This is a genomic window from Acidimicrobiales bacterium (assembly GCA_022452035.1).
Taxonomy (GTDB): Bacteria; Actinomycetota; Acidimicrobiia; order Acidimicrobiales; family MedAcidi-G1; genus UBA9410.
The window spans coordinates 44662-51805 of sequence record JAKURV010000017.1 but is presented as its reverse complement, the minus strand read 5'-3'; the positions used below and the strand labels follow the sequence as shown (position 1 = coordinate 51805).

General features: G+C 69.7%; 7 protein-coding genes and 1 riboswitch. All 7 genes read right to left on the bottom strand.

What is annotated here, in order from left to right:
• Positions 1-27 precede the first annotated feature (27 nt).
• A complete protein-coding gene (locus MK181_07465) occupies positions 28-258 on the bottom strand; it encodes a hypothetical protein (GenBank protein ID MCH2419638.1) in 231 nt (76 codons plus the stop codon).
• Positions 259-261: 3 nt separating this feature from the next.
• Positions 262-681 (bottom strand): hypothetical protein, encoded by a 420-nt coding sequence (locus MK181_07460; protein ID MCH2419637.1) that lies wholly within the window; start codon positions 679-681, stop codon positions 262-264.
• Positions 682-722: 41 nt separating this feature from the next.
• Positions 723-1502 (bottom strand): hypothetical protein, encoded by a 780-nt coding sequence (locus MK181_07455; GenBank protein ID MCH2419636.1) that lies wholly within the window; start codon positions 1500-1502, stop codon positions 723-725.
• Positions 1503-1523: 21 nt separating this feature from the next.
• Positions 1524-2717 carry a PLP-dependent aspartate aminotransferase family protein gene (locus tag MK181_07450; protein ID MCH2419635.1) on the bottom strand — a complete coding sequence of 398 codons (1194 nt, stop codon included), beginning with the start codon at positions 2715-2717 and terminating at the stop codon, positions 1524-1526.
• Complete coding sequence (locus MK181_07445; protein ID MCH2419634.1) at positions 2714-3943, bottom strand: homoserine O-acetyltransferase; 1230 nt, start codon at positions 3941-3943, stop codon at positions 2714-2716. Before MK181_07445 ends, MK181_07450 begins: the two co-directional genes overlap by 4 nt.
• 65 nt (positions 3944-4008) lie before the next feature.
• Positions 4009-4126, bottom strand: a riboswitch (SAM-I-IV-variant riboswitch).
• A gap of 104 nt (positions 4127-4230) precedes the next feature.
• On the bottom strand, positions 4231-5823 hold the full coding sequence (locus tag MK181_07440; GenBank protein ID MCH2419633.1) for an SAM-dependent methyltransferase: 1593 nt from the start codon (positions 5821-5823) through the stop codon (positions 4231-4233).
• A gap of 28 nt (positions 5824-5851) precedes the next feature.
• Positions 5852-7021: a DEAD/DEAH box helicase gene (locus MK181_07435; GenBank protein ID MCH2419632.1), complete on the bottom strand. Its 1170-nt coding sequence runs from the start codon at positions 7019-7021 to the stop codon at positions 5852-5854.
• Positions 7022-7144 lie beyond the last annotated feature (123 nt).

The following is a 7144-nucleotide window of genomic DNA, read 5'->3' as shown; positions in this document are numbered from 1 at the left end:
CGTTTAGCGTTCACGGGTCGGCGGGGATCAGCCCTCAGATCCCTCGCTGAGGTCGATGCGGAGGGTCAGGATCCCATCGTCCAGGGTGGCCTCAGCGTCACCGATGATGGCGAAGTCTTGGAAGTCGGCCTGGGCCTGGTCAATGAACCGTTGACGCTCCTCGCCGCCCACCGGTGGCAGGGTCCGAGTCCGCACGGCAGCGGCGCGTTCTCGGAACCGCTGCACCATGGCGTCCAGATCTAGTTCCGGCTTAGACACAGCTCAGCCCTCCTCAAGAGACTCGGACGACGCTACGACCGGTCCGACAGCCGGGAGCAGCGTGACCTCCTCGACCTCGTCCGGGGGTTCGATGGTCGGCATCCGGTCCTCGCGGTCCTCGCCCTCTAGTTCCAGGTCGTCAGCGACAGTCAGGGGCTGACGGTTGACAGGCCTGGTCCGCCACCAGTAGGCGGCGGTCCCCACCAGGACGACACCGGCCAGCACCCGCAGCGTGACCACGATCCGATCGATGCGGTCTCCCGCCGTCCGACCGTCCTCGTCGACCTCCGGCGGAACCGTCTCGACGGTCGTGACCTGGGCGAAAGCCGGCCCGGCTAGACCCACCAGCATCCCGCCGGCCAGCACCACGGCGGCCAGGCCGGCACGTGGCGATCTCGTGGTCGTCCAACGCCTCTGCGTCACGGGCTGCCCCCTACTCCGGGACGTGATGGTAGTTGGGAAGCTCAACCCTGGTGGGCCGGACACCACCATGTCGTTCGTCCGCCGACCGTGGCCCGGCGCAGGCCGGTACCGTCACGTGGGCAGACGCCACCCGGCCTCCGGGCGTCGAACAGGTCCCCGGTGTGGGAGCCGCCCCGCCGGTCCATCTGGTCCAGCACCCGTCGAACTACCCGGCGGAGCCGGCGGACCTCGTCGGTGTCCAGTAATCCCGCTGGCCGGTGAGGTGACAGGTCGGCCCGCCACAGGACCTCGTCGACCAGGAGGTTCCCCAGGCCGGCCAGGCGGGCCTGGTCCAGCAACCGTGCCTTCAACGGCCCCCGCCCACCAGCCAGCGCCTGCTCGAACTCCGCTGTCGTGGCCGTCCAGGCGTCAGGGCCGAGACCTCCCACGTCGGGTTCCAACTCCACGCCACCCAGGCGGCGCGGGTCATCAATCCACAGGCGCCCCCCGCCCCGGAACCGCAGGCCGAACCGCACCCACGACGGATCGGACCGTCGACCTCCCCATTGCAGGTATCGGATGGCTGCCTCGCCGTCGACCAGCAGGCGGCCCGTCATACCGAACCGCAGCCCGAGGGTCGGCCCGCCCGAATCCAGGAGCAGCACCTTGCCGTGCCGACGCGACGCCGTGATTCGGCGGTTCACCAACGCGACAGCCACGGCCTCGGGGGTGGCGCCGCCCTTCACGAACCAGGCATCGGGCGCCTCGACAGCCGAGATGGTCCGTCCGACCACCCTCTCGGCCAAGCGACGGTAGGCCTCGACCTCCAGGATCTCCGGCACGGGGCGGTCGGTGGACGCCAGTCAGCCGGTAGTGGCCTCGAGGCCCCGACTGAAGTCGTCCAGCAGGTCGTCGACGTGCTCCAAACCGCACGACACCCGGACCGTCCCCTCGCCGATTCCCGACGCCGCCAACTCCTCCGGGGTCAGGCCGACATGGGTACTGGTGGCCGAGTGGCAAACCAGCGTCTCCGGACCACCAAGGGAGGTGGCCTGACGGGCGATCGCGGTGGCCTCCACGAACCGCTGTCCGGCGTCGATCCCCCCAGCCAGGTCAAAGGTCAGCAGCCCACCCATGGATCGCATCTGGCGGACGGCCAGGTCGTGCTGGGGATGGGAAGCCAGCCCCGGATAGCGCACCTCGGCGACGGCCCCGTGGCTCTCGAGGAAGTCGGCCAAGCGCTGGGCCGTCTCGGCCTGGGCCCGCAACCGGACGTCTAGCGTCCGCACGCCCCGGTGGGCGTTGTAGGCGTCGTAGGGCGAAGCGTTGGCCCCGTGGAGCACCGCGAACCCCCACAGCCAGGCCAGCAGGTCGTCAGAGCCGGCCACTACGCCCAGAGTGGCGTCGTTGTGGCCGACGATTCCCTTGGTGGCCGAGTGGAGGACCAGGTCCACCCCGTGGGCCAGCGGGGTCTGCCCGAGCGGGGTAGCGAACGTGGAGTCGACCACCGTCAAGGCGTTACCGATAGCTCCCAGGGCGTCGAGGTCCACCAGGTCCAACCGCGGGTTGGCTGGCGTCTCGGCGAACACCAGCATCGTCCTACCGGGAACCACGGCGGCGGCGAACGCCTCCGGATCGGTCCCGTCCACGAAGGTCACGTCGATGCCCAGCCGAGGACAGGCCGTCTGGAAGAACAGTTGGGTCCCGGCGTACAGCTGGCGCTGGGTCACGATGTGGTCGCCGGACGAGCAGACGGCCAGCACCACGGTGCTGATTGCTCCCATGCCCGAGGCGAAAGCCCGGGCGGCCTCCCCGCCCTCTAACTCGGCGATGGTGTCTTCGAAGGCGCGGACCGTGGGGTTCCCGTACCGGCTGTAGAACCGTTCCGGGGCCAGCGCCGTGGCCAGGTCGCGGCCCTGCTCCACCGTGTCGAACTCGAAGGTCGACGTGGGGTACAGGACGGGGGCCAGCGACCGGTCGGCGGCGGCCCGTCCGGCCAGGATGGCCGTCGTCTCGGGCCGGACCTCCGGCCCTTCGTCGTGGCGTGGTTCGGTCATGAGCTCTCCACCTCCTGGAGGAAGTCCGCCAGGTACGACCCGACCTCGCGAGTGGCCAGCAGGAAGCCGTCGTGCCCGTCCGGGCTCTTGATCACGTGGTGGTCGCAGCGACCCCCGGCCGCCCGAATGGCGTCCCGGATGGCCTCCTGCTGTGGAAGTGGGTACAGAACGTCGGAGCTGATGCTCAGGGTCAGCGCCGGCAGCCCGGCCATGCGTTGCACCGCTAACTCCATGCTGCCCCGGTCTCGGGCCAGGTCATGCAGGTCCATGGTGCGGTTGAGCACCAGGTAGCTGTTGGCGTCGAATCGACGTACCAGCTTCTCTCCGTGGTAGTCGAGGTAGGACTCGACCTGGAACCGGTCCCACTGGCCGAACAACGCCCGGGGGTCCACGAGATCGCGGGCGAACCGGTCGTCGAACACCTCGGCGCTGCGGTAGGTGATCTGGGCCACCGACCGGGCAATGGCCAGTCCGGCGAACGGGCCGTCACCCGGTTTGGCGTCGTAGTAGTCGCCGCCCCGGAAACGGGGATCGAGGGCCAGAGCGGTGCGCCCCACGGCGCTCCACGCCACCTGCTGGGCGGTGGCCTCCAGGGTGGTGGCGATGGGGGCGATAGTCCGGACTCGGTGGGGAAACATCACGCCCCACTCCAGGACCTGCATGCCACCCATGGACCCCCCGACGACGGCCAGCCACCGGTCGATGCCCAGGTGGTCGGCCACCGCGGCCTGACATCGGACGATGTCACGGGTCGTCACCGTGGGAAAAGACGAACCGTAGGGGACGCCGGTCGCCGGGTTGATCGAGGACGGTCCGGTGGACCCCTGGCATCCACCCAGCGAGTTCACGCAAACCACGAAGTGACGGTCGGTATCGATTCCACAACCGGGTCCGATGATGCCGTTCCACCAGCCCTCGGTCGCGTGGCCGTCACCGACCTCTCCGTAGGCATGGCTGTCGCCGGTCAGGGCATGGCAGACCAGGATGGCGTTGTCGACCGCTGGCGAGAGCTCCCCCCACGTCTCGAACGCCATGGTGACGTCGGACAGGACGCCACCGCCCTCTAGGACGAAGGGGCGACCGGAGCCCACCGGGGTGAACTGTCGGTTCCCCACCGGATCGCCTGGCAGCCAGGCCCCGGTGACCGGCAGGTCCGACGTGTAGGCGCGCGGATGACGGGGCTGGTCGACGGAGGTCCCGTCACCGCTCACCCGTTCGTGCGTCATGAAGTCGGTCTCCTGACCGGGAGGACTCCAGCGCTCTGCGCCGACAGCGGAACCCGGAGGCCCGCCGGCGGACACTTCGTTGCCCTTCCGGGCCACATCCCCACCGTTGCCGGTGAGCGAGCACCTTGGGTGTCCGTCCCAGGTTGCCGGACCCGGCGAACCGGGCCACTCGTGATGTCTGTCAGAACAGTGTAGGCCCTCGCAGCCACCGTCCGGCAGGGCGAATTTCGGTACCTCATCCGACCAGGAGCGCAACCGCCCCAGATCAGGTGTTCAAACGCCTCGGATCAAGCGTCCCGCCGGGCCGGATGGCGGCCCCACCACCACGAAACGAGGCCCTCGTCGTGCACGCCGTATGCCCGACCCATGGCGTCGCCGAAAGCCAACCAGGCCTCCGCCGGGGCGCCGGCCCCGAGATCGTGCAACCTTTCGGCCATCTGGGCTCCGGTGTCCCACGCTCCCCGGTCCGTCGGGAGCGGCAGGGCCGCTACCTGGCCAGCCGACAGCTTGATCCGGCCAGCGGTCCGGGCAGCCCCGACCGAGCGACGTGCCGCGCGGGCGGCAGTAACCGGAGCGCTGAGGGTCGCCGCCAGGTGCCACAGGTCGTCTACCTCGGGCTCGACGACAATCAGCGGCGTGAGCGGCACCAGGTCGCCTACCGGATCGACCACAACTTCCAGGATGGCGGTCTGGGTGGCTACCAGGAGCTTGGGTCGTCGGCGACGATCCAGCCAGGCGGCCACCTCGGGTGAGCGCGCGGCCACCGCCGCCCGGTCGACCACCGGGGCACACCAGCGGCGCCCATCGAAACGGCACGGGGCGGACGCCCAGCGGCACCGAAGCGGATCCACCGCCGACGTGGTGACCAGCGGCGGCCGGTCATCGTCGGGCCCGGTCCGCTCGTGGACCGCCCCGACTAGCCCGTAGTAGTGCTGACGGAAGCCGGCCGTCACCGCCGCCCGGTCGACGACCGTCTCGGGGCCGGCCCGGGGCACGGCGGGAATGCCGAGCAGGCCGGCCACCAGAGGGCCCCAGGGTCGGCCGGCGACCGGTACCGCCACCGTTCCAGCAGGCTCCACCCTCCGGTCGGCCAGTAGCAGCACCTCAGGGTCAGGCCCGCCGGCCCTGATCCGCCGTTCCACGATCGGCGCACAGACCTCGGTCCGACCGGCAAACACCCTCGAGCGATCCAACCACAGCCCGACGAGTCGACCCTCGGCGGCCAACTGGTCGCGTACCGGTCCGGCGTCCCGGGCAGCCAGCACAGACTGCGGCTGGATGAGCACCAGCCGCCCCCCGGGGGCCAGAAGGTCCAGCCCGACCGACAGAAAGAGCCAGGCCGCATCGGTGTAGGCCCCCATCAAGGATCCGAAGCGCTCCCCCAGAAGGGCACGATCCCGGTCGGTTCGGGCAGTGGAGGACCGCAGTTGGCCCAGGAACGGCGGGTTTCCGACCACGCTGTCGAAGCCGTCGGGCGGCCTGTCCGGCCACACCGACGAACCGTCCCGCAACGGATCTCCGACTACCACGCCGACCACCTCGTCGGGATCGACTCCGGCCCACGCAGCCAGGATCCGGCGGGTGGCGACCACGGAAGCCGAATCCACGTCGGCCCCGAAAAGGCACCGCCGCACCAGGGTTCGACGATCGGCGCAACCGTCCTCGTAGAGGCGTCGGGCGGCAGCCAGCAGGAACACCCCGGCCCCGCAGGCCGGATCGACCACCGTTCCCCCCCCGACCACGTGGCCGACGAGGGCCGCCGCCACGTCGGGGGGCGTGAAGAAGGCTCCACGGCGCCGACGGTCGTCGGCACCCTGTAGGACCGCAGCCGCCTCGGCAGCTAGGCGGTCGGCCTCCCGGTCGTTTCGCCGGTCGGTCACCGCCGGCCGGGTCCCGTCATGGTCGGGGTCAGGCGGCCTCGGCGGCCGGGTCCCAGGCCATCAGGTCGTCGAGCCGCTCGTCGTTGGAGAAGACCTCCACGATGGGCTGCTTCATCCCGAGGCGTCGCAGCAGCTTTCGGACCTCCAACTCCTCGTTCCAGAGCACCAGGCTGACAACCATGCCTGATTCGCCGGCCCGGGCCGTCCGTCCAGAACGGTGGACGTACGTCTTGGCATCGGACGGAGGGTCGTAGTGAATGACCACCTCCACGTCGTCTACGTGGATGCCGCGGGCGGCCACGTCGGTGGCCACTAGGCACTCGATCTTCCCGGCAATGAAATCGGCCAACGCCTTCTCCCGCTGGGCCTGTCGCAGGTCACCGTGGATGGCGGCCGCCTTCACGTTCTCGCCGACAAGCTTGCCGGTCAGCTTGTCGGCCCCCCACTTGGTGCGAGAGAAGATGATGGTCCGATTTGAGGCCCCGATGATCCGGGCCGCCACCCGCACCCGATCCATCTCGTGGACGGCCAGGAACCGGTGTTCCATCTCAGCCACCGTGACCTCCCGGGCCGCCACCTGGTAGGTGACTGGGTCGTTCTGGTAGCGGCTGATCAGAGCACCGACCATCCCGTCCAGCGTGGCCGAGAACAACAGCGTCTGGTGATCCTTTTCGGCATGGCGGAGAATCCACTCAACCTGAGGCATGAAGCCCATGTCGGCCATCCGGTCGGCTTCGTCGATGACGACGCCCTCCAAGTCGGTCACCGAGACCTCGCCTTGCTGGATCAGGTCGATCATCCTGCCGGGAGTGGCCACCACGAAGTCCACGCCCTTAGCCAGGGCGGCGGTCTGCTTCTCAATCGGGGCGCCGCCATAGATGGCCTCGACGGTCAGACCCCGGACGGCAGCCAACGGCGCCAGTTCTTTACAGACCTGGACGGCCAACTCCCGGGTCGGCACGAGGGTAAGGCCGGTGGGACACCGGGGTTTGGCCTTCGGCAGGCGTTGGATCAGGGGGAGGCCGAAGGCCAGTGTCTTCCCCGAGCCGGTCTTGGCCTTGCCGCACACATCGCGGCCGGCCAGCCCGTCGGGGATGGCCAGGGCCTGGATCTCAAACGGGGCGGTGATGCCCCGCTCGGCGAGGGCATCAACCAGGTCCTGGTCGATGCCCAAGTCGGCGAACTGGGTCGTCGTCATCGGACTGCCTGTTTTTCCCGGCGGCCGGGCCGCCGTGTCGTCACCCGCTTGTCGGCAGGTCTCGCCACCGCTCTCCGCTGGGTGACGAATCCAACCCGGTGTCGGCATACCAGCGACCGACGG